The organism is Candidatus Spongiisocius sp., assembly GCF_965221825.1.
Classification (GTDB): domain Bacteria; phylum Actinomycetota; class Acidimicrobiia; order Spongiisociales; family Spongiisociaceae; genus Spongiisocius.
The window spans coordinates 2,397,687-2,420,167 of record NZ_OZ244917.1 but is presented as its reverse complement, the minus strand read 5'-3'; the positions used below and the strand labels follow the sequence as shown (position 1 = coordinate 2,420,167).

General features: G+C 67.2%; 18 protein-coding genes. 10 read left to right on the top strand and 8 right to left on the bottom strand.

The genetic code is table 11. From position 1 onward, the window contains the following. The first annotated feature begins 330 nt into the window (after nucleotides 1–330). Nucleotides 331–1,287: a dipeptidase gene (locus ACOQPD_RS11345; RefSeq protein ID WP_420612063.1), complete on the top strand. Its 957-nt coding sequence runs from the start codon at nucleotides 331–333 to the stop codon at nucleotides 1,285–1,287. A gap of 45 nt (nucleotides 1,288–1,332) precedes the next feature. Here the strand turns inward: ACOQPD_RS11345 and ACOQPD_RS11340 are convergent, their stop codons facing one another. Both ACOQPD_RS11340 and ACOQPD_RS11335 read right to left on the bottom strand, forming a co-directional pair. Then, nucleotides 1,333–1,515, bottom strand: coding sequence for a hypothetical protein (locus ACOQPD_RS11340; protein ID WP_420612062.1), 183 nt, complete (start codon nucleotides 1,513–1,515; stop codon nucleotides 1,333–1,335). A 96-nt stretch (nucleotides 1,516–1,611) separates the two neighbouring features. Continuing rightward, the gene (locus ACOQPD_RS11335) at nucleotides 1,612–2,997 is read right to left on the bottom strand and encodes an amidohydrolase family protein (protein ID WP_420612061.1); all 1,386 of its coding nucleotides are present in this window, start codon (nucleotides 2,995–2,997) and stop codon (nucleotides 1,612–1,614) included. Between the two features lie 165 nt (nucleotides 2,998–3,162). Between ACOQPD_RS11335 and ACOQPD_RS11330 the strand changes: the two genes are divergently transcribed. From ACOQPD_RS11330 to ACOQPD_RS11320, 3 genes are all read left to right on the top strand, one after another. After that, nucleotides 3,163–4,155 (top strand): cutinase family protein, encoded by a 993-nt coding sequence (locus ACOQPD_RS11330; protein ID WP_420612060.1) that lies wholly within the window; start codon nucleotides 3,163–3,165, stop codon nucleotides 4,153–4,155. 319 nt (nucleotides 4,156–4,474) lie between these two features. After that, nucleotides 4,475–5,533: a Rieske 2Fe-2S domain-containing protein gene (locus ACOQPD_RS11325; RefSeq protein WP_420612059.1), complete on the top strand. Its 1,059-nt coding sequence runs from the start codon at nucleotides 4,475–4,477 to the stop codon at nucleotides 5,531–5,533. A 253-nt stretch (nucleotides 5,534–5,786) separates the two neighbouring features. Then, nucleotides 5,787–7,007, top strand: a complete 1,221-nt coding sequence (locus tag ACOQPD_RS11320) for an IS110 family transposase (RefSeq protein ID WP_420612058.1) — start codon at nucleotides 5,787–5,789, stop codon at nucleotides 7,005–7,007. 92 nt (nucleotides 7,008–7,099) lie between these two features. On the opposite strand, the gene ACOQPD_RS11315 is transcribed toward ACOQPD_RS11320, so the two are convergent. Beyond that, nucleotides 7,100–8,017, bottom strand: a complete 918-nt coding sequence (locus ACOQPD_RS11315; protein WP_420612057.1) for a LysR family transcriptional regulator — start codon at nucleotides 8,015–8,017, stop codon at nucleotides 7,100–7,102. 196 nt (nucleotides 8,018–8,213) lie between these two features. Here ACOQPD_RS11315 and aceA point away from each other — a divergent pair, with 196 nt between their 5' ends. Beyond that, a complete protein-coding gene (aceA, locus tag ACOQPD_RS11310) occupies nucleotides 8,214–9,500 on the top strand; it encodes an isocitrate lyase (RefSeq protein ID WP_420612056.1) in 1,287 nt (428 codons plus the stop codon). A gap of 79 nt (nucleotides 9,501–9,579) precedes the next feature. Next, entirely contained in the window at nucleotides 9,580–9,864 is a 285-nt protein-coding gene (locus ACOQPD_RS11305) for a DUF1778 domain-containing protein (RefSeq protein WP_420612055.1), read from the top strand. A gap of 397 nt (nucleotides 9,865–10,261) precedes the next feature. Here ACOQPD_RS11305 and ACOQPD_RS11300 read toward each other — a convergent pair whose 3' ends face one another. The 5 genes from ACOQPD_RS11300 to ACOQPD_RS11280 form a co-directional block, all read right to left on the bottom strand. Continuing rightward, nucleotides 10,262–11,209 (bottom strand): ABC transporter permease, encoded by a 948-nt coding sequence (locus ACOQPD_RS11300; protein ID WP_420612054.1) that lies wholly within the window; start codon nucleotides 11,207–11,209, stop codon nucleotides 10,262–10,264. Next, entirely contained in the window at nucleotides 11,206–12,327 is a 1,122-nt protein-coding gene (locus ACOQPD_RS11295; protein WP_420612053.1) for an ABC transporter permease, read from the bottom strand. The genes ACOQPD_RS11300 and ACOQPD_RS11295 overlap by 4 nt, the downstream gene beginning before the upstream one ends. Further along, on the bottom strand, nucleotides 12,324–13,862 hold the full coding sequence (locus ACOQPD_RS11290; protein ID WP_420612052.1) for an ABC transporter ATP-binding protein: 1,539 nt from the start codon (nucleotides 13,860–13,862) through the stop codon (nucleotides 12,324–12,326). Before ACOQPD_RS11290 ends, ACOQPD_RS11295 begins: the two co-directional genes overlap by 4 nt. 6 nt (nucleotides 13,863–13,868) lie before the next feature. Continuing rightward, the gene (locus ACOQPD_RS11285; protein ID WP_420612051.1) at nucleotides 13,869–15,014 is read right to left on the bottom strand and encodes a BMP family ABC transporter substrate-binding protein; all 1,146 of its coding nucleotides are present in this window, start codon (nucleotides 15,012–15,014) and stop codon (nucleotides 13,869–13,871) included. 158 nt (nucleotides 15,015–15,172) lie between these two features. Next, nucleotides 15,173–16,438, bottom strand: coding sequence for an aminomethyltransferase family protein (locus ACOQPD_RS11280; RefSeq protein ID WP_420612050.1), 1,266 nt, complete (start codon nucleotides 16,436–16,438; stop codon nucleotides 15,173–15,175). Between the two features lie 576 nt (nucleotides 16,439–17,014). Here ACOQPD_RS11280 and ACOQPD_RS11275 point away from each other — a divergent pair. From ACOQPD_RS11275 to ACOQPD_RS11260, 4 genes are all read left to right on the top strand, one after another. Continuing rightward, nucleotides 17,015–17,872, top strand: coding sequence for an FAD binding domain-containing protein (locus ACOQPD_RS11275; protein WP_420612049.1), 858 nt, complete (start codon nucleotides 17,015–17,017; stop codon nucleotides 17,870–17,872). After that, on the top strand, nucleotides 17,869–18,357 hold the full coding sequence (locus ACOQPD_RS11270) for a (2Fe-2S)-binding protein (protein WP_420612048.1): 489 nt from the start codon (nucleotides 17,869–17,871) through the stop codon (nucleotides 18,355–18,357). Before ACOQPD_RS11275 ends, ACOQPD_RS11270 begins: the two co-directional genes overlap by 4 nt. Continuing rightward, complete coding sequence (locus tag ACOQPD_RS11265; RefSeq protein WP_420612047.1) at nucleotides 18,354–20,714, top strand: xanthine dehydrogenase family protein molybdopterin-binding subunit; 2,361 nt, start codon at nucleotides 18,354–18,356, stop codon at nucleotides 20,712–20,714. Before ACOQPD_RS11270 ends, ACOQPD_RS11265 begins: the two co-directional genes overlap by 4 nt. A 272-nt stretch (nucleotides 20,715–20,986) precedes the next feature. After that, nucleotides 20,987–22,453, top strand: a complete 1,467-nt coding sequence (locus ACOQPD_RS11260; protein WP_420612046.1) for a fasciclin domain-containing protein — start codon at nucleotides 20,987–20,989, stop codon at nucleotides 22,451–22,453. The last annotated feature ends 28 nt before the right edge of the window (nucleotides 22,454–22,481 follow it).

Below are 22,481 nucleotides of genomic sequence, written 5' to 3'. Positions count from 1 at the left end.
CTCGCGTGCGCATCGGGCCGGCCCTCCTTCGGGATAAATCTCCTCAGCCCGCCCGGATTTCGGAGGAACTGAAGAGCCTCCGCTTGTCGCCCAAACTCCTACGGGCGAATGAAACGACTCTACCCCTCAGTGCTCGAAGACGTCGGGGAAACTGGAGGATTTATGTGGCCCGTAGTTCCGATAGTTCGCTCAGCAGAAGCGGAGAACCCGGACGAAGATGCGTGATGGGGCACGAGAGGCGGTGGGGATTCCCTCCTTTCGGTACAATCCGGCCATCAGAAGGGCCGTCGTTAGGCCCGTTACCCGGCAATCTCGACAGGTGGATCGAATATGACGGTTGTGGACGCGGTCTGTCCGCTGATGACCGACCCCGAGGCGTGGGACCTCTATATCGAAGGAGGGGTCGATATCGGGGCTCCGACCGTGGCCAACTGGGAGACCCCTTCCGAAACTCGAGAGTTGCTCGAGCAATGGGCCCGCTGGATGGACGAGGACGAGCGGTTGGTCGCTGTCACCGAGCCCGGCGACTTCGACCGGTTCCCGATTCCCGGCAAGCTGGGAGTGATCATCCACTTCCAGAACGGCGCCCCCCTCGGCGAGGACCTCGCCAACTACGGCCGCTTCCACAGGCTGGGGCTGCGGATGGTTCAGCTCTGCTACAACTTCGCCAACCCGCTGGGCGACGGGTGCCTGAGCACGGAGGACGGTCCTTTGACCTCGTTCGGGCGCCAGGCGATACGGGAGATGAACCGGCTCGGGATTGTGGTGGACCTCTCCCACACCGGGCGCCGCACCACCATGGACGCCATGCGGGTCACCTCCGCGCCGCCGGTGTTCTCCCACTCCAACCCGGCCGCTCTCACCGCCCACCGCCGCAACATCGATGACGAGCAGATCAAGGCGGTCGCCGACCTGGGAGGACTGGTCGGGGTGGTCAGCTTCCCATCCTTCGTGAAGCCGGGCGGCAAGGGCGCCACCGTGTCGGACCTGGTGGATCACATCGACTACCTGGTGGACCTGATCGGACCCGACCAGGTGGGGCTCGGACTGGACTTCTGCGAGTCGGGCATGGAGATGGTCGAGCGCATGATCGAGTCAGGGGCGTGGACTGTCGAGGACTACCCGATGGATGCCGACCCCCGCCTCGTCGACCTGACCTGTCCCTCCCAGATTCCCAGCATCCGCCGGGAACTGGTCCGGCGCGGCTACCCGTCCGAATCCATAGACGGCATCATGGGCCACAACTGGATAGACCTCTTCAAAAGAGTGTGGTCCGCCGACGCCTGACCGCGGTGAATCGCCAGGCGTACCGGCAATGTCCAGGAGACCTCCCTAGTCAGCCAGAGCAATCACCAGCGTGACAACGATGCTCATGAGTCCTATCGAGGTTGCGATCAGAGTGGTGATGATCCACTTCGTCTGGTTGCTGATTGCCTTCTCGACCTTGGCCTCACTCGCGGCTTCCGCTCGCGCCGCGACAGCATCCGCATAACTCTCGGTGGCTGGTGAGGACATCGTGGCTATTCCTCCTACCTACTGACCCACGTTTCTACTCTATCATACTCTGATCACAAGTGTAGTCAGTGGTTGTTATCGTAGCGTGCGGGGACTCTAGGCTAGGCCGATCCGGCCGATCAGCTCGGCTGCTCTGGCCCGGGCTTCTGCGATCACCTCGTCCTGGTCGACGCGGGTGCAGCGGCCGTCCTCCACGATGACCTCTCCGCCCACGATGCTCGTGGTCACATCGTTGCCCCGGGCGGCGTAGACCAGGGCGGCCCGCGGGTCGTGGGCCGGGGTGAGATGGGGTCGCGTGGCGTCCAGCACGATCATGTCGGCCAGTGCTCCGGGCGCCAAGCGGCCCGCGTCGATGCCCAGCGCCGTGGCCCCTCCTACGGTGGCGATCCGCAAGGCCTCTGCGGCTGACGAGGCGGCGGGCTCGAGCTCCGCCAGCCGGTGCATGAGCACCAGCATCTTCATGTTCTCGAAGAGGTCCTGGCGGTGGCCGCAGGTGGAGCCGTCGGTACCCATCGCCACGGTGGCGCCGGCGTCCAGGAGCTGCCGCATGGGCATCACGCCGTAGGGGACATACTGGTTGGACATCGGGCAGTGCACCACCGCCGTCCCGGTCGAGCCGATGGCCTCGATCTCCGCTTCGTCGAGCCAGGTGGCATGGGCCAGCACGGCATCCGGGCCGAGCAGTCCCTGGCTATGGAGCCACATGGCCGGACGGACCCCATATGCCTCCTTGTACACATCGGGATCACTCCGTGGAGCGCTGAGATGGGTGTGCCATCCGGTCCCGTGCCGGCGGGCTGTCTCCACCGCGGCCACCAGCAGGTCCTGGCCGGTGTAGACGGTGTTGATCGGTCCGGGCCATACGGCCACCCGGGAGCCGGGGGGCCGGGCCTCGATGCAGGCCTCGGTGGTGTCGATTTCCTCCCGGTCGCTGCCCGTGAAGGCCTCCCGGGGCAGGCCCTGGCGCTCGGCCAGCTTGGTGTAGCCGCCGGTGACGCCGCGCGCCACCACCCCTCTAAGACCGACCTCCTCCAGGGCGGCCGCCACCGCGAGGGTGGTCTCGTAGTCGGTGCGGCCGTAGTGATGATCCAGCAGCGCGGTGGTACCGGCCAGGGCGGCCTCCACCGCCGCCAGGAACACCGCGGAGGTGGTCTCCTCCGGCGTGATCGCGGCGGCGTAGGGCCACATGAACCTGCTCAGCCAGTCCCAGCCCGGAAGACCGTCGCCCAGAGTACGGCCCAGTGACTGGAATAGATGGTTGTGGCAGTCGACCAGGCCCGGCATCACCAGCCGGCCGCGGCACGAGATCACCCGGTCGGCCCGGTACTCGGGCGCTGTGCTCGATTCCCCGACTCCGACGATTCGCTCGCCCGAGATGGCCACGAACCCGCTCTCGACCACCGGCCGGGTCGGGTCGAGGGTCACCAGGGTGCCGCCTTCAAGCAGCAGATCACACTGGAGCGGTGGCACCGGATCCCTCATGCGCATCCTCTTCCTGACAAGCCCGCACGATGATCGTAGACCCTCTGCCTGCTAGACCCCTCCCCGACCTAGAGTGGGCGCGACGTGGGACCGCTCCGCTGCTTGTCAACCGCCCGCAACGCTTTGTCGCCTCTGCGCGGAGGGCAGGGATTCATACGCAGGTTGGTGGCGGGCCTGTTGGCGGTCCTCCTGGCTGCTTGGGGTTCCGGATCGGGTGCATTCCCCGCAAGGGCAGAGGATGCGCCAGTACCGGCATGCTCCGACATCACGATCGTGTTCGCCCGTGGCTCCGATCAGCAACTGGCGACCGCCACCGGTCAACAAGGCATGGCGCAGGCCTTTTTCGATCATGTCGAGACCCGTCTCACGGGCTACTCGATAAACGACTACGAGCTGGGAACTCGAGAATACGGAGGCTACCGGTATCGGGCCGTCGGTATCTCAGCGATCCTCAGTCTGTACCGCTCCTACATCATCGAGACGGTGGCCTCCATGATCAGGCGAATGTCCCGTCCACCTGGAAACAGTCCGTCATCGGATAGCTCAGCCGATCTGCTCGACATCTACCTTCGGGGGGCATCGGAGTACCGGAATTCGGTTATCGAAGGCATGGGTGAGTTCACTCATTACCTCAATGATCGAGGATCCGATTGCCCTGATGAGATATTCCTGGTCGGTGGATACTCGCAGGGCGCCCAGGTCATACGGAGCAGCCTGTCCCTACTGGACGAGGAGACCAGAGATCGGATCGCTCATGTTGCCCTCTTCAGCGATCCGACCCTGCACCTTCCTGAAGGGGAAAGTCCAGGGTCGATCGCGAACTGCCTGTGGAGGACTCCGGGAGGGGTCTCACCCTGGAGGCGCGGAACGGTCGGATGCTCCACCAGCAATGGAATCCTGAACCTCGACGGATTCAGGTTTCTGAGCATCGGTCCTCCTGCACCTTACGTGCCGGCCGATATCGAGTCCCGGGCGGGATCGTGGTGCGAACAGACCGACGGGGTCTGTACCGGTAGCGTCCTGGACCTGGTTCTGGGCGTCCATTTCGACATGGCAACTCGACGATTCCACGTACCCATACATGGGGTGTATGCGGACAGCTACTTCGTCGAGGCGGCGAGCGAGGCCGCCTCCCGTGTGGTGGAGGCGACGGGGTAGCGCGTGAATCATCTTCACCTGCCAGGCACTCCCCTCCGGCCCTCGACTGACGGTGGAGTACGACTGAGTGCCCGAACCCGCCGCAAACGACCGGTGCGGCCCGAGAGCTCGGGCCTGCCGGGTGGCTCGCTGCCGCTTGATCGAGCGAAACGGCCAAGGACGCTCGCGCCCACACATGACGCCCAGAACCTGAGGAACACCGCACCACCAGCGGCGCCCAGAACCTGAGGAACACCGCACCACCGCCGGTGCCCTGTGCCCCAAGTTCGTAGACTGGCACCGGAGCGGGCACCAGTTGTCCGGGGAATGGGAGGACGATATGACCGTTGCCGACCAGTACAACGTGACCGAGGACGAGATCCGTTTCGGCCGGTCCGACGAGGAGCGCCTCTACCAAGCGCTGTTCGACTACTGGCATCCGGTCGCCTATTCGTCGCAGCTGGGCGAGGACAAGCCGATCTCCGCCACGCTGCTCGATGAGCAGATCGTGCTGGTCCGGCTGGACGGCGAGGTCCGGGCCTTTCGCGACCTCTGCGTGCATAGGGGTACGGCCCTGTCCCTCGGCTGGGTGGAGGACGAATCCCTTCGCTGCGCCTACCACGGCTGGAAGTACGGGCCGGACGGCATGTGCACCGAGATCCCGTCCCGCTTCGGCACCCGGATCCCGAAACGGGCCCGCCTGACCCGCTATGCGGCGGCCGAGGCGGCCGGCCTGATCTGGGTATGCATGTCGGGAGAGCCCCGCTTCCCACTCCCCGAGTTCCCCTACCGGGACGATCCCGGCTTCAAAGTCATCGAGGTGCCTTCGTATGACTGGAACTGCTCCATGCCCCGGCGGATCGAGAACTATGTGGACTTCGCCCACTTCGCCTGGGTTCACGACGGAGTCCTGGGAGACCGCGACCAACCGGAGGTCCCGGATCACGGGATCGGCCGCGTGGGTCACGAGCTTCGTTTCGACCATCCCCACATGGCCGAACCCGCCGACTCCGGCAAGAACAAGGGCCTCGAGTCAGACGGCCGGCCGGTGGACGTCCAGATCGATTACCGCCTGTTCATGCCGAACACGATCCTCCTCGACCAGTCGATTCCCGAGCTCGATCAGCGATACCTGCTGTTCTTCACGGTGTGCCCGACCGGCCGCAAGACGTCGAGGTGCTTCACCTTCATGGGCCGCGACTACTCGCTGGACCACGAGACCGACCGGGACATGCTCGACTTCAACGCCCTGGTCATCGGCCAGGACCTCCCCATCGTGCAGTCGCAGCGGCCGGAGGAACTCCCGATGGACCTGTCGGCGGAGGTCCAGATCAAGGGCTCCGACCGGGTGGCGGTCGAGTACCGGCGCTGGCTGAAGGAACTCGCCTACAGCACGTAGAGGGGGACCCTCCCCTTTACCTTGTTGAGTAGCTCTGATGTGTGAGTATCGGGGCTGGTTGCTCGCCGCGGCGGGCAGGGCTTTGTCCCCCTGTCAGAGAGATGGCCTGGGGGGTGTTGCCACCCGCCGTGGTTGGGTGCCTGCGACCTCTTACAGGGACATGCACCGACAGGGGGCTGGTTCGTAAAGTGGTTGAGGCGTTGGTGCCCTCGAGTAGCTGCCGAAGGAGTTTGCGACTAGAGAGGACCAGCTGATGGGTGAGAGGCCTACGCCGGCTCCCGGAGTGTTCGTCGGTATAGACATCGCCAAGGGCAAGCATTACGCCTGTGCGGTGTCGGCCAGCGGTGAGGCGCTGTTCGCCCGAGCGGTTCCCAACGACGAATCAGCGATCCGGCGGATGATCGACGACGCTGGGGACCACGGCCGCCCGGCGTTGGTGGTTGATATGACCTCGTCGGCGGCTGTGCTGGCGCTCACCGTCGCCGCAGAGATGGCGATTCCGGTGGCTTATGTCACCGGCCTGGCGATGCGCCGAGCTGCCGACCTCTACGCAGGTGCGGCCAAGACCGACCCCAAGGACGCGCAGGTGTTGGCCGACTTCGCCTGGCGTAACGCGGATCGTCTGAGTTGGACGACTGTCACCGATGAGTTGTTGGCCCGTCTGCGGATCCTCAACGGTCGGGACACAGACCTGGCCGCCGACGCTACTCGGGCCGCGAACCGCCTGAGAGACGCCCTATTAGCCGTGTCCCCGGCTCTGGAGCGTGCCGTGGGAGAAAGGCTGATGTCGACACCTGGTCTCAGAGCCGCGCTGGTGAAATACCCCACCCCCACAGCGCTGCGAACCGCCGGCAAAGCCCGGGTGCGGACGCTGATATCCAAGCGATCCAAGCGCACCGCCAACACACTCACCAACGAGATCTGGGCTGCGCTCAGCTCCCAGACCGTCACGGTGCCAGCCGAGGCAACCTGGGGCGAGACAATCGGCGACTTGGCCGCCGACCTGGACCGGATCATCGACCGCCGACAACGCCTCGAAGCTGACATCGAGCAGGCGTTCTTGGAGCATCCGCTGGGAAAAGTCCTTAACAGCATGTGCGGGTTCGGGCCCAGAACCGGAGCTCGAACCCTGGCTGAGATCGGCGACCCGCACCGGTTCGCCAACCCCGGCCGGCTAGCCGCCTACGCCGGGCTAGCCCCCGTGGACCGACAATCAGGCCGCAGCCACCGAACAGGACGATCACGAGGCGGAAACCACCGACTCAAGAACGCCATGTTCATCGCCGCGTTCGTCGCCACCCGACACGACCCCGACGCCCGCGCCTACTACCTACGCAAACGCGCCCACGGCAAAGACCACAACGCCGCTGTCATCTGCGTCGCCCGCCGACGCACCAACATCATCCTGGCCATGCTCAAGACCCAAACGCCCTACCAACCCCGCCAACCCGAGAAACTGCCCGAAGCGGCTTGACAACAAGACAGGGACACCCCCCACCGGGCCACAGCGTCATGCAGGTGTGCCAGGCGGCATGACACCAGGAAGCTCCGGAACTCCGAATCTCCTCAACCCGTCTTGCCGACCACACCGGACAGGTCGCATCCGTGTATTTCCGCCAGCAGCCCGAGGAAGGCGAGCACCGGCGGGCTGTAGTGCTGGGCGCGCCGCACCAGGACATGGGTGGGCAGGTAGACGCGGTGCTCCTCGGCCATCCCGATCGGGAAGAGCCTGCCCATCTCGACCTCGCCCCGGATGGCGCTGCGGGGCAGGAAGGAGATACCGAGTCCCAGCGCCACCATGCGCTTGGTGGCCTCGATGCTGTCGAGGGTGGTCTCGATCTGCGGGACGATACCGGCCTCGTGACATGCCTGGTTTATCAGCAGGAAGTACGTCGAGCTGGGGTCGTAGAGGATGAGGGGCTGGCGCGCCACCTCCGAGATACGGGCATACCCCTCCTCCGCGAAGGGATGGTCGGGATAGGCCACGAGCACGATCTCCTCGTCGTACAGGTAGATCGAGTGCACGTCCGGATGGACCAGCCCTCTCGCCAGACCGACATCCACTACTCCGTCGACGATCATGGCGAGAACATCGGTCGAGCGGCCGGTCCGGATACGCGCCGAGACCTGGGGGTGGCGGCGCTGGAAGCGGTCGAGCGTAGGGGGGAGCATGTAGGTCCCGATGGTGCGGGCCGAGCCGATCGTGATCGTCCCCTGCTGCTCGTCGAGGGTCTGGCGGACCGCTTCCCGACCCTTGTCGACGAACTCGAGAACCCGCTCGGCAAAGGGCAAGAACGCCTCCCCGGCCTCGGTCAGCCGGACGCCGCGGCCCATACGGTGAAAGAGCGGGGTGCGGAGCTCGCGCTCCAGCGACCTGATGCGGGCGCTCAGCGACGGCTGGCTCACGAAGGACGCCCGGGCCGCCCCCCGGAAACTACCGATCCGAGCCGCAGCCAGGAAGGACTCTATTTCTCTGAACTCCATTCCCTGCCTGGATGCCGATAGCTATAGCCTATCAGTTTGATCGGAAGAAACAGGCCAGCTTTATCGCTGAAAACCGCTCATACGCGGCCCGCGGCCGCCATGATTATCCGGAGCGATCCCGACGCGGCGCTACGCGCAGGTGGCGGGAGTGCATGTCAATCCGAGATAGGTACCCGGAAGGGACGGAGCCATGTCGATGAATGGCCGGAACAGGTTCAGGAGAGCCGATGCTCTCCAAGCCCGTTGGGACCAGGAGGCAAGGTGGGAGGGCATAGAGCGCCCGTACACCGCTCTCGACGTACTCCGCCTGCGCGGCAGCCTCAGGATCGAGCACAGCATCGCCCGGGCCGGAGCCGAACGGCTGCGGGAACTGCTGGAGACCGAGCCCATCATCCGCACCTTCGGCGCCCTGACCGGGGCACAGGCGGTACAGATGGTGCGGGCCGGACTCAAGGCTCTCTACCTGAGCGGCTGGCAGGTGGCCGCCGATGCCAACCTGTCGGGCCAGACCTACCCGGACCAGAGCCTCTACCCGTCCAGCAGCGTGCCGGCCGCGGTCAGGCGCGTCAACAACGCCCTAACACGCGCTGACCAGATCGCGTCCATCAACGGTGAGGACGGCATCGACTGGTTCGCCCCCGTGGTGGCCGACGCGGAAGCCGGATTCGGCGGTCCCGTCCATGCCTTCGAGCTGATGAAGGCGATGATCGAGGCCGGAGCGGCCGGCGTCCACTTCGAGGATCAACTCTCCTCCGAGAAGAAGTGCGGGCACATGGGCGGGAAGGTCCTGGTCCCGACCTCGCAGTTCATCCGGACCCTGACCGCGGCGCGGCTGGCGGCCGACGTGATGGGCGTGCCGACCGTCATCATGGCGAGGACCGACGCCCGCGACGCCGGACTCCTGATGAGCGACGCTGACGAACGGGACCGCAGGTTCCTGACCGGCGAGCGCACCCCGGAGGGCTACCACGGAGTGCGGGGCGGGATGGAGGCCGCCACGGAAAGGGCCCTGGCCTACGCGCCATACGCCGATCTGCTGTGGTTCGAGACCTCGGAGCCGGACATCGAGGAAGCCGCGGCCTTCGCGGAGGCGATCCACGCCCGCTTCCCGGGCAAGCCGCTGGCTTACAACTGCTCCCCCTCCTTCAACTGGAGGCACCATCTGAGCGAGGAGCAGATCGCCGCGTTCCAGGATCGGCTCGCCGCGCTGGGCTACACGTTCCAGTTCATCACCCTGGCCGGGTGGCACCTGCTCAACTACCACACCTTCGACCTGGCGAGGTCCTACGGCACGTCCGGTATGGCGGCCTACAGCCGGCTGCAGCAGACCGAGATCGCCTCGGAGCCACTCGGCTACACCGCAACCAGGCACCAGGCCGAGGTGGGCGCCGGTTACTTCGACGAGGTGATGCAGGTGGCAACGGGTGGCCGATCCTCCACGCTCGCGCTGGTGGGATCGACCGAAGCCAAGCAATTCCACTGACCCCTATCAGCGTCTTGTTCTACGCTGTAGGAATCAGTGGCTGTTTGCTGGCCGCGCGCATCCCAGGAGGTTCCTAAACATGGCGACGCGTCCCGAACGGCGACGTAGCCAACGTCTCGATGTCCGGATAACGGCGGAGGATCGGGCGTTGATCGATCGCGCCGTCACCGCGTCCGGCACAAGCCTCACCGACTTCGTGGTGACGAACCTAACCATGGCCGCGCGGCGGGTACTGGTCCACCGATCCGAGTTCACGTTAGGTCTGGACGCGCAGCACGCCTGGGAGGAGATCAACCGGCGTCCAGCCCGCGACCTGCCCGGACTGAGGAGGTTGATGCAACAGACCTCGCCGTTTGACGAGTGACCGGGCCCGACACCGATCCCGCTGCGCCCGGAACGCGAAAATCGCGGCGAGGGCTTCGCCGGCCGGGCCCTCCCCCGCCACCACCTTTCCTGGTTTGGAGCGTGGTCGGCCATGCCCGGCCGGTTGCCGGGTGGTCGGAGGTCGCTCCACGAAGCCTTGGTATGTTCCCTCCAAGCCGGCAGAATCGATCGATAGAGCCTTCAGCCGGTGTAGGTGCTTGGCGATAGGCAACATATAGCGGCGGTGTGACAAGTTTCACTCTTCCCGCCCACTGCGGGTGAGCCGATCTCCGATCTTCGGTGGACTGGCACCGGGCCTGTGGCTTCGAGGGACATCCTGACACCCTCCGATCGTGGACCCGAAAGGTGTCGCCGGTCTGTTTCGGAACGGCGGTGGCTCAGCGGCTCTCGCGTGCGTACGGTACGGAGAGGGCCGACGGGGCGCTGAACCGGCGAGCGGCGGCGGGGCGGGCGGAGATGACCATGAGGGCCACGATGGTCAGGAAGAACGGCAACATGTTCAGCACGTCGGGCGGGATGTCCACCCCTAGGATCTGGAGCGAGAACCCGAGGTTCCGAAGCGCGCCGAACACGTAGGCAGCCACCAGGGCTCTCCAGGGACGCCAGCCGGCGAAGATGACCAGGGCGAAGGCTATCCAGCCCAGGCCGGCCGAAATCCCGTGCTGGTAGGTCGAGAAGATTCCGGCCATCAGGTAGGTGCCTCCCATCCCTGCGCCGGCGCCGCCGATCATCGTGTAGGCGTAGCGGGTCGCCCGCACCGGGATCCCAACCGTGTCGGCGGTGGCGGGATCCTCTCCCACCGCCCGCACCGCCAGGCCCGCCCTGGTGCGGAACAGCCAGAAAGCGGCCACCGCCACCAGTACCCAAGACATGTAAACCACCCAGTCGTGACCCAGGACCAGCGGACCCACCAGGGGCAGATCACGTATCGCCTCCCCGAACACCGGCTCGAACTTGGAAACAGGCCGGGAGTAGATCAGGGAAGAGTCGTTGAGGCTGCCCACGAAGCTGGCGAACCCGGTTCCGGTCACAACCAGGGCGAGGCCGGACACGATCTGGTTAACGCGTAGGGTCACGGCCAGGTAGGCGTGGATCAGCGCGAACAGCGCGCCCACCAGCGCCCCGACCGCCATCGCCAGCGGTAGCGAAGCCTGCTGGGTGCTCATCCAGAAGCCGACCACGCCGCCGCCCAGCAGCATCCCCTCGATGCCCAGGTTCATGACCCCGGAGTGCTCGGTCATCATCTCACCGAGACCGGCCAGCAGGATCGGCGTACCGATCACCACCGCCGAGGCCAGCGAAAGCAGGAGGACCGATTCGTTCATGACGCCGGCGCCTCCGCCCCGGCCGGGCCCGCCGTGCGCTCCACGCGGATGGCGTTGCGGAGAAACCACTCGCCCGCCACGATGCAGAGGAACAGGATGCCTTCCAGCAAGATGACGATCTCCGACGGGATGCCCAGCACCTGCAGGCCGGGAGCGGCGTTGGAGAAGCTGGCCACCAGGATGGCGACCGGGATCACCCCGAACGGCGAGAGGCGGGCCAGGGCGGCCACCACTATCCCGGTGAACCCGACGCCCAGGCTCAGGGCGCGGGGATCCAGATTGTGGAGCACGCCCCCCACCTCGATGCCTCCTCCCAGGCCGGCCAGAGCGCCGGAGACCATCAGGACCGACAGGATCTTGCGGTCCACCCGCATGCCCGAGTAGAGGGCGGCCCTCGGCGAGTCGCCGGTCACCATCACCTCGAATCCCCATTTGGTGTAGCGCAGCGCCCACCAGATGATGGCGGCGAACGCCAGGGCGATGATCAGCCCGACATGGAGCCGGCCTACCAGGCGGGGGAGGAACAGCACGTCTTCGACGAACTTGCCCACCGGGAAGGTGGCGCGCCCCGGATCACGCCAGAAGCTGAAGCTGCTGAAGATGAGGTAGTTCATGATGCCCAGCGCCACGAAGTTGAGCATCAGGGTGGAGATCACCTCGTCTGTGTTCAGATAGGCCCTCGGCAGGGCGGCCAGGGCCGCAAAGAGGGCGCCGGCCAGCGCTCCCGCCACCAGCATGAGCACTATCCCCAGCGGACCACCCACCTGGTCGCCCACCCACAGCCCCACACCGCTGGAGGCGACCGCTCCCAGGATGAACTGTCCCTCGGCGCCGATGTTCCAGACCTTCATGCGGAAAGACACCACCGCGGCCAGGCCGGTGAAGATGAGCGGCGTGGCGATGATGAGCGTTCCCGTGAGGGCGAGACGACCCACGAATCCCTTCCTGATCATCTCCGTGTAGGCCAGCAGCGGGTCCTGGCCGGTCGCCAGCAGGATCAGGGCACCGATCACGAAGGCCAGCGCCACGGAAAAGGTCGGCGCCAGGAACCGCACCATGCGGGAGGGAACCTGGCGGCTCTCGACGGTGAGCCGGCGGGAACCCAAGGAGAGGCTCACGCTGCGTCCACGTTGCGCCCGGCCATAAGCATCCCGAGCAGATCGGGATCGGCCCGGTCACGCGGCAGCCTGCCCATGACCTGTCCCTCGTAGAGGACGATCACCTCGTCGGACAGGTCCAGTATCTCCTCCAGGTCCTCCGAGATCATCAGGATGGCGGTCCCGGCCTCGGCCTCCTCGATAAGGAGTTGGCGGATGGCCTGGATGGCCGCCACGTCCAGGCCTCGGGTCGGGGCGGCCGCCACCAGGACCCGGGGCCGGGCCGAGAGCTCCCGGGCGAGGATGGCCCGCTGGATGTTGCCGCCGGACAGGAGGCTGGTGGGCAGCGCTCCCCGGACGCCGCGGATGTCGAACTGCTTCTCGAGGGTGCGGGCCCGGTCCTCCAGCGCCTGTTTCGACAGCACCGGACCCTTGGAGAGAGGAGGCTGCCGGTAGGCCTTGAGGGCCAGGTTGGCGGCCAGCGGGAGCCCACCCGCCATGCCCGTGCGCATCCGGTCCTCCGGAACGAAGCCGAGCCCCAGCTTGATCCGCTCCAGCGTGGTCGAACGGGTGATGTCGACGCCGCCCATGATGATCTGGCCCCGCTCGGGACGTCGCAGCCCGGTCACGACCTCGGCCAGTTCCCGCTGACCGTTGCCGGCCACGCCCGCCACACCGACTATCTGGGAGGCCCTGACCTCGATCTCCACGTCACGTATCGCCTCGAGGCCGCGGTCTCCCTCGGCGGTGACCCCCTTGATCGACAGGACCGGCTCGCCGGGCGCCGTCCTCGAACGCTCCGGAACCGAGAGTTCGCGCCCGACCATCATCCGGGCCAGGGTGGCCGGATCCGCCTCGGCGGTCGGCATGGCGCCCACGTTCCGGCCGTCCCGGAGCACGGTCACCCGGTCAGCCACCGCCATCACCTCGTCGAGCTTGTGGGTGACGAAGACGATCGCCCGCCCGTCATCGGCGAGGGCGCGCAGCGTGCCGAAGAGGTTCTGGGACTCCTGCGGGGTCAGTACGGCGGTCGGCTCGTCCAGGATGAGGATGCGAACCCCGCGGTAGAGGAGCTTGAGGATCTCCACCCGCTGCTGCTCGCCGACGGAGAGCTGCCACACGGCCGCCTGGGGAGACACTTCGAGCCCGTAACGGCGGCCCAACTCCCCGACCTGGCGTTCCAGCGATCTGCGGGAAGTGAAGAATCCCGTCTCGGGGTGGCCCAAGGTCAGGTTCTCGGCCACTGTGAACCGGTCCACCAGCCGGAAGTGCTGGTAGACCATGCCGACGCCGTGGTCCAGGGCCTGGTGGGGGGAAGCGAGATCCACCCGTTCCCCGTCCAGTTGGATCTCCCCGCTGTCAGGGTGGTAGAGGCCGGCCAGGACCGAGCACAGGGTCGACTTGCCGGCCCCGTTCTCCCCCAGCAGGGCGTGTATCTCGCCCCAGCGCAGGTCGAAGTCGACATCCTCGTTGGCGGCCACCCCGAAGAATTGCTTGGTGATCCCCGCTAGCCGCGCCGCCTCTCCGGAGGGAACCTCCGGCACCGATTCAGCCATGCGGGATCAACCGGCGGGGATCTCCCCGATGACTCCTTCGATCAGCCACTGGCAGCACAGGGTGCGCTCCTCCCACGGGATCGTTCCGCCCTCGGGAACCACGACGTTGCCCTGGTTGTCCGTGATCGGGCCGGCGAAGTAGTCGAACGTGCCGGCCACGATCTCCTGCCGACGCTGGTCGACCAGGGCGACGGTCTCGTCGGTCACCGCCGAGCCGAAGGGGGCCATCCCGATCATGTCGTCCTTGAGCCCGCCGTAGGTGAGGGCGGGTTCCCAGGTGCCGTCAGCAAGCGCCTGCGCCTGGGACAGGTAGTAGGGGCCCCAGTCGAAGGTGAATCCCGACAGCCAAGAGTTCGGAGCGATCCCCGAGCCGTCGATCCCGTAGTGGATGTAGCCGATTCCGGCAGCCTCGGCCACGCTGGCGACCGCCGGCGCGTTCACCTCGGCGGCGAGCAGGTCGGCTCCGGCATCCACGAGGGCCTGGGCGGCCTGCTGCTCGGCGGGCGGGTCGTACCAGCTGTTGACCCACACCACCTGGATCTCTATGTCGGGGTTGATCTCCCGGGCGCCGATCATGAAGGCGTTGACACCGCGGACCACTTCCTCGATGGCGAAGCCGCCCACGTAACCGATGAACTCCACGCCGGGCTGGGATCCGGCCACCAGGCCGTCCAGGTAACGGCCGTCCTCGGTGGCGCCGTCGTAATGGCCCACGTTGGGGGCCGTCTCGTAGCCGCCCCACGACAGGTAAACAGTGTCCGGATAGTCAGGGGCGACCGAGAGAACGTCGTCCTGGCACCAGGTGGTGCAGATCACCAGGTCGTAGCCCTGCGAGCCGAAGTCCTCGAAGGCGGCCTGGAACTCGGAGCCGGGCGACACGTTCTCCACGTAGGTGGTCTCGACCCCGTCCATGTTGGCGATCAGGTACTGGCGCCCGTTCTCGTGGGCCTCGTTCCACCCTCCGTCGTCGATCTCGCCGTCATAGATAAAGGCGACCCGGAGCGGCTCCTCGGGCGCAGCCGTGGTGGCGGGCGCCGCGGTCGTCGCCGGGGCGGCCGTGGTGGTGACCTCCTCCGCTTCGTCGCCCCCGCAAGCTGCTGCTACCAGCGCCAATGCGAAGAGAACAACTACTCCTGATCGGAATCTCCTCATGCCTGCCCTCCTTGCTCACGGCATTGGAAGCCAGCCTACTTGATCACATCAAAGTCGGCTGTCGTAGGAGGTCTACGAAACGCGCCGGAAAGCCTCCACGTCCGGCAGCATTCCAGTAGCGAATTGAGCGCCGATGTCGCCCGCCGACGCCCCCTCGATCAGGTTCTGCTCAGGGCGAGGAACGGCAGCTCGGCAACGGTCGCGGGAGCCGGAATCGATTCTCCCGTGCCTGGTATCTCCCAGGTCACTGCTACCCGGGTACCGGGCCGGGCGAGGTCCCACTCCAGGTGGCCGAAGCCGATCAGCCTGCCGACCGTGGGGCCCCAGGTGACGCTGGAGGCCCGTCCCACCGTCCGGCCCTCGCTGGTGACCGGTTTGGCGACCCACTCCACCCTCGGTGACACGTTGGGAGCCACGCCCCGCTCGAGGTGGGCCTCGGTGATGGCTCGCCAGTCGATGTCCAGCCCCGCCATCCGGCGCGGCGGCCCGCCGGCCTCCTGCTCCGCCACCAGCGCGTCGCGGCCCACGAAGTCGCCCTTGTCGAAGTCCACGAACCGGCCCATGCGGAGCTCGAAGGGCGAGGAGCAGAACTCCGGATTGGACGCCGAGACGGTGTGCGATCCCGTAACGTCCGGACCGCCGTTGGCGTAGTCCGGGCCTGGGATCAGCAGGCCTGCCTCGACCCGGGCCACGTCGATGGCCCATTCGCCGCAGGGACGGATGCCGAGGGGCTCGCCCGCCGCCGCCACCGCATCCCAAACGCGGTCACCGGCGCCCGCGGGGGTGAGGATCTCGTAGCCGTGCTCTCCGGTGAAGCCCTGCCTGGCGACGTCGACCTCCACGCCGCCGATCTCGAAGCGCCCTAGCCGGGAGAAGTCCATCTCGATGTCGTCCACGCCGGTGGCCACCGCCATGACCTCCCGGGAACGGGGCCCCTGGACCGCCAGTATCCCCAGGTCGTCGGTCTGGTCGCTGACGGTCACGTCATAACCCTCGGCCTGGGAGGCGAACCACTCGTAGCTGGGGTCTCCGGTGAAGAGGTAGGCGTCCTCGGCGGTGCGGAACAGCAGACCGTCCGACACCAGCTTGCCGTCCTCGTTGCACCAGGGCGTGTAGTAGATGCCGCCCGGATGCAGGCCGGCGGTGTCCCGGGTGATCAACCAGTCCACCAGGCGTCCGGAATCGGGCCCGGCGATCAGAACCTTGCAGAGCGGCGACATGTCGCCCATCGCCACGTTGGTCCGGATGGCTCCGAGCTCGGCGTGGAAGTCGTCGTACACGTCCACCACATGGCAGAGATCCCAGTTGAAGTACCAGGGGGTGGCGCTGCTCCGGGCGGTCCGCCCGTGGAACGGGGTCCCGATGATGCCGTCAGGCCGGAACCGGCTGGCCCGGGCCTTCCTCCACTCCTGGTCCGCCGTCATGTCCTGAGCCCTCCCTACGCTTCCTCAACATTGTGACACGCGACCCGGCCGAACCGCCTCGGCCGAAGAACCAGCGGACGCTGCGTGCTCAGCCTCGACCGTTCTTGCCGGTAGCGATGCGACGATTCTGCCGGCAGCCCTTCGACATTTTGCCCAGTAGCGCTCCGGCGTTTCTCCCGGTATGACTGATTGGAGACCGTGATGGAGGAAGGTGCGAGGCACGTCCGTTCACCGGCACCCCTAGAGGAGAATCCCGGACACGGCAGGAACGGTTGACCTCGCGTCTCCTGAATAGGCAGGAGTAGGCAGCGGCGTCCGAGGTGTCACCGGGGCTTGTTCGCGCTATGCGCCTTCGTTTGCTATCGCGGGTCCCGTGGTCGGTCTGTGGCGCGGCGGTGGGATATGGCGCCGCCAGCGGCGTCTATGGCAAGGACTTTGCTGACGAAGGCGTACCCGCAGGGTACGTTGAGGAGGCAGGACGCAGCCAGAGGCGTCGATGGTGGTCCAGAGCACGCCGCCGCAACACAGACCGACCACGATCAACGAGTAGTCTTCGCTCGGACTCCGGTCCGTCTTATGAAGCCACCGCCTTTCCACTATGCCCGGCCAGAGCACCTGAACGGGGTGCTCCGGCTCCTCGCCGAGCACGACGGCGGCGCGAGGGTGCTGGCGGGCGGCCAGAGCCTGGTACCGCTGCTGAACTTCCGGCTGGCCCGGCCCGAGGTCCTGGTGGACATCGCGATGGTGGACGAGTTGTCCCGGCTCACGATCGAGGACGGGGGGCTCCGCATCGGCGCCTCCGTCACCCAGCGCGCCGTCGAGACCTCCGCCGAGGTGGCCCGGCGCTGCCCGCTGCTGAGCAAGGCCCTGCCGCTGGTCGGTCACCTCCAGAACCGGGCCAGGGGAACCGTGGTGGGGAGCATCGCTCACGCCGACCCTTCGGCCGAGCTGCCCGCGGTCGCCCTCGTTCTCGGCGCCACCATGGCGGTGCGGTCGGCTTCCGGGTGCAGGAGCATCCCGGCCGGGGACTTCTTCCTCGGTCCCTTCACCACCGCCCTGGAGCCGGACGAGATACTGGTGGAGGTCCGGTTCCCCGTGGATGTCTCGGCCCGGACGGCCGTCAAGGAGATCGCCCCCCGGTCCGGCGACTTCGCCATCGCCGGCGTGGCCGGAAGGCTCACCACCGCCGCGGACGGCGCGGTTCGGGACGTCGCCCTGGCACTGTTCGGGGTGGGCGCCGTCCCCCAGCGCCTCCCCGAGGTGGAGCGCCTGGCGGCGGGGGAGAACGTCACCCCCGAACTGCTCGACGAGGTGGCCCGTGTCACCAGGGCGACCGCCCGGTCCGGGTCGGAGGACGTCCACGCCGATCCGGCCTACCGGGCCCGGGTGGCCGGCGAGCTGGTCCGCCGCGTCCTGGAGGAGATGGCCGCATGAAGCCCGTACCGGACCCGGCCGGAAGCGTGGCAGTGTCGATGGCGGTGAACGGCCGGACCGTGGAACGGACCGTGGACAGCCGCCGGCTCCTGGCCGACCTGCTGCGTGACGAGCTCCGCCTCACCGGAACGCACCTCGGTTGCGAGCACGGTGTCTGCGGCGCCTGCACGGTGCTGGTGGACGGCGAACCGGTCCGGTCATGCCTGATGCTGGCGGTCCAGGCCGACGGGTGCGAGGTGACCACCGTGGAGGGCATCACCCCGGAGGACGGTCTCAGCCCGATGCAGCAGGCCTTCAAGGACCACCACGGCCTCCAGTGCGGCTTCTGCACCCCCGGCTTCCTGATGACCCTCGCCGGGGTCGAGCCGGAGGATCACCCCGATGAGGAGAGCGTCCGGGAGCTGCTGGCCGGCAACCTGTGCCGCTGTACCGGCTACGAGGGGATAGTCGACGCGGTGATGGCCGCATGGGATCGATCCCGGTGACCGCCCGCCCCACCCACATCGGCGCGCTGGTGGCCCGGGTCGAGGACAATCGCTTGCTGTCGGGGGAAGCGCGCTTCGCGGCCGACATCGCCCTCCCGGGAATGGTCGAGGCGGCCTTCTACCGGAGCCCGCTGCCCCATGCGCGGATCGTGGGGGTAGGCATAGGCGACGCCCTCGACGTCCCCGGTGTCTCGGGGCCCTTTACCGCGAGGGACATGACGGACGTCTCGCCCTACCCCGACTTCGACGAGCACGCCCGGCCGGTGGGCATCTTCCCCCTCGCCAGGGAGCGGGTCCGCTACGCCGGGGCGCCCATCGCGGTCATGGTCGCGGAGGACCGGTACCGGGCCGAGGACGCCTGCGACCTGCTGGACGTGGACATCGACCCCCTCGATCCGGTGGCCACCACAGACGCAGCCCTCGCCCCCGGCGCCCCGCTCCTCTATCCCGACTGGCCGGACAACGTGGTAGTCGACTTCCCGGTCGACAATCCGGATGCGAACGCCGAATTCGACGGCAGGATTACGGTCTCGGGACGGTACGAGGTGGGCCGCCACACCGGAGTACCGATGGAGACGAGGGGCGTGGTGGCCGAGTATCGCGAAGGCCGGCTCACGGTGTGGAGTACCACCCAGTTCCCGCACATCGCCCGCACCATGCTGTCCTACTGCCTCCCGCTGGACGAGAACGACATCCGGGTGATCGTCCCGGACGTGGGCGGAGGGTTCGGGGTGAAGGCCGAGTTCTACCCGGAGGAGGTCACCATCCCGTGGCTGTCCATGAGGCTGGGGCGGCCGGTGCGATGGATCGAGGACCGCCGCGAGCACCTAGTGGCCACCTGCCATGCCCGAGACCTCGTCCTCGACCTCGAGGCGGCGGTCGATGAGGATGGGCGCTTCCGGGCGGTGAGGGGGATGGCCGTCCAGGACATGGGCGCCGGGGAGATGTATCCCTTCGGTTACTCGCCCGCCTACACCGCTATCGGCCACATCACCGGCGCATACCGGATCCCCCACCAGTCGGTCGGACTGCTCGCGGTGGTGACCAATAAGACCCCTTGCGGCGCCTACCGTGGCTTCGGGATCCCGGAGGCCACCTTCGCCATCGAGCGCCTCATGGACAAGGCGGCCGACCGGCTGGGCATCGGCCGGAACGAGATCAGGCGCCGCAACCTCATCGGCCAGGACGACATTCCTTACACCACCTCGGCCGGAGCGATCGTCGACTCGGGAAGCCACCGGGAAGCCTTCGAGGAGACGGTGCGCGTCACCGCCGAGCGGGCCGAGCACTGGCGGGCCGTGCTGGGGGACGATCCCGCCATCCGGCTCGGGTCAGGCGTGGTCAACTACATCGAAGGCGTCACACCCACCTATTTCATGACCACCGGACACTGGACCGGCTACGACTCCTGCTCGGTGCGCGTGAACCCCGACGGGACGGCGGTGGTGTCGGTGGGGGTCTCCACATCCGGCCAGGGTCTGGAGTCCATGCTGACCACCCTCACCGCCGAAGCACTCGGGGTCCGCCGCGACCAGGTCCGGGTGGTGATGGGCGACACCGACCGCACGCCCTACGGGCTGGGCAGCTGGGGCAGCCGGAGCACCAACGTCGCCTCGGGCGCCCTCCGCATCGCGTCCGACCTGCTCCTGGCCAAGGCATCCCGGATCGCCGCCCACCTGCTGGAGGCCTCCCCGGAGGACATCGAGGCCCACGACGGCGCTCTCAGCGTGCGCGGAAGCCCCGGAGCCTCCGTCACCTGGCAGCAGGTGGCGACGGCGGCCAGCATCCGCACCGTCGACCTGCCCAAGGGCGTGGAGCCGGGGCTGGAGGCGTCGGCCACCTACGAGCCGCCGGGCATAGAACACGTCCCCGACGAGTACGGGCGGGTCAACGCCGCCGCCACGTACACCAACGCAAGCCATGCCGCGGTGGTGTCGGTCGACACCGGAACCGGCCAGGTGAGGATGCTGGAGTACATCGTCGCCCACGACTGCGGGACGGTCATCAACCCCCAGATCGTCAGGGGACAGGTGGTCGGCGGGGTCGCCCAGGGAATAGGCGGCGCCCTGCTGGAGCAACTCCACTACGACGAATGGGGGAATCCCCAGTCGACCTCCTTCCTGGACTACCACCTGCCCGGCGCCACCGAGATCCCCACCATGCAGGTGCTCCACTTCGAGTCGCCGGCCCCTGCCATGCCCTGGGGCGCCAAGGGCGCCGGCGAGGCGGGGATCATCGGCCCGGGCCCGGCCATCGCCGCCGCCGTGGAGGACGCCCTGTCCGGCAAGGGGATAGCCGAGATCACCCGCACCCCGATCACCGCCCCCTACGTGCTGAGCCTTATCCCGGAACGCTGACCGCAGCGTCTGGCAACGCTGCCCGTCCATCAATCCGGACGAACCCGAACCTGAAGGGTCGGGGCCCCGTGCAGGGCAGAAGGAGGGCGGAGGGGCCGCGGGATCGAACCCGCCACCGTCACCCTCCCTCCGGCTTGTTCCGAAGCCGGCGAACGATCAGACGGGCTACGGCGATCACCTGCCGAGTCTGCCCGGAACGATTATCCGGGTCTGCATCCAAAACGGCGGCCCGCTCCGTATGTATAGGTAACAGACCCCGACCAGGAGACCGGATGTCCAGAGTTTTATTGCGGCTTGTCGCCGCAGCAGTGTTGGCCTCGCTGGTTGTGGCGGCATGCGGGGATGACGCCTCCGACGATCCTGCCGTCACGACCGAGCCGGCTCCGACGACAACCGCTACGACCACGACCACCCAGGCGCCATCCGAACCCGAGTCGGTGGATGCGCCGGGGACGCTGGTTGAGGTGGCGGTGGAGTCCGGGGCGTTCCCGACACTGGTGGCGGCTGTCCAGGCAGCCGGGCTGGTGGATGTGTTGTCGGGGGATGGTCCTTTCACCGTGTTCGCTCCCACCGAGGAAGCCTTCGCCGCCGCGCTCGAAGCCTTGGGCATGACCGCGGAGCAGCTGCTCGGGGAGACCGAACTCCTCACCGCCGTACTCACCTATCACGTGCTCGGCGTCGAAGCACCCGCCGAGGTGGTAGCAACCCTCGACAGCCAAACCGTCGCCACCCTCAACGGCGCCGAAGCAGCCATCACCATCGACGGCGACACCATCCGCGTCAACGACGCCACAGTCATAGCCACCGACATCGAAGCCTCCAACGGCATCATCCACGTCATCGACACCGTCCTCATCCCACCCGGGTTGGTGGATGCGCCGGGGACGCTGGTTGAGGTGGCGGTGGAGTCCGGGGCGTTCCCGACACTGGTGGCGGCTGTCCAGGCAGCCGGGCTGGTGGATGTGTTGTCGGGGGATGGTCCTTTCACCGTGTTCGCTCCCACCGAGGAAGCCTTCGCCGCCGCGCTCGAAGCCTTGGGCATGACCGCGGAGCAGCTGCTCGGGGAGACCGAACTCCTCACCGCCGTACTCACCTATCACGTGCTCGGCGTCGAAGCACCCGCCGAGGTGGTAGCAACCCTCGACAGCCAAACCGTCGCCACCCTCAACGGCGCCGAAGCAGCCATCACCATCGACGGCGACACCATCCGCGTCAACGACGCCACAGTCATAGCCACCGACATCGAAGCCTCCAACGGCATCATCCACGTCATCGACACCGTCCTCATCCCACCCGGGTTGGTGGATGCGCCGGGGACGCTGGTTGAGGTGGCGGTGGAGTCCGGGGCGTTCCCGACACTGGTGGCGGCTGTCCAGGCAGCCGGGCTGGTGGATGTGTTGTCGGGGGATGGTCCTTTCACCGTGTTCGCTCCCACCGAGGAAGCCTTCGCCGCCGCGCTCGAAGCCTTGGGCATGACCGCGGAGCAGCTGCTCGGGGAGACCGAACTCCTCACCGCCGTACTCACCTATCACGTGCTCGGCGTCGAAGCACCCGCCGAGGTGGTAGCAACCCTCGACAGCCAAACCGTCGCCACCCTCAACGGCGCCGAAGCAGCCATCACCATCGACGGCGACACCATCCGCGTCAACGACGCCACAGTCATAGCCACCGACATCGAAGCCTCCAACGGCATCATCCACGTCATCGACACCGTCCTCATCCCACCCTCCGCCGGATAGGGCGACAACCGCTGCTGCGGTCGCGTTG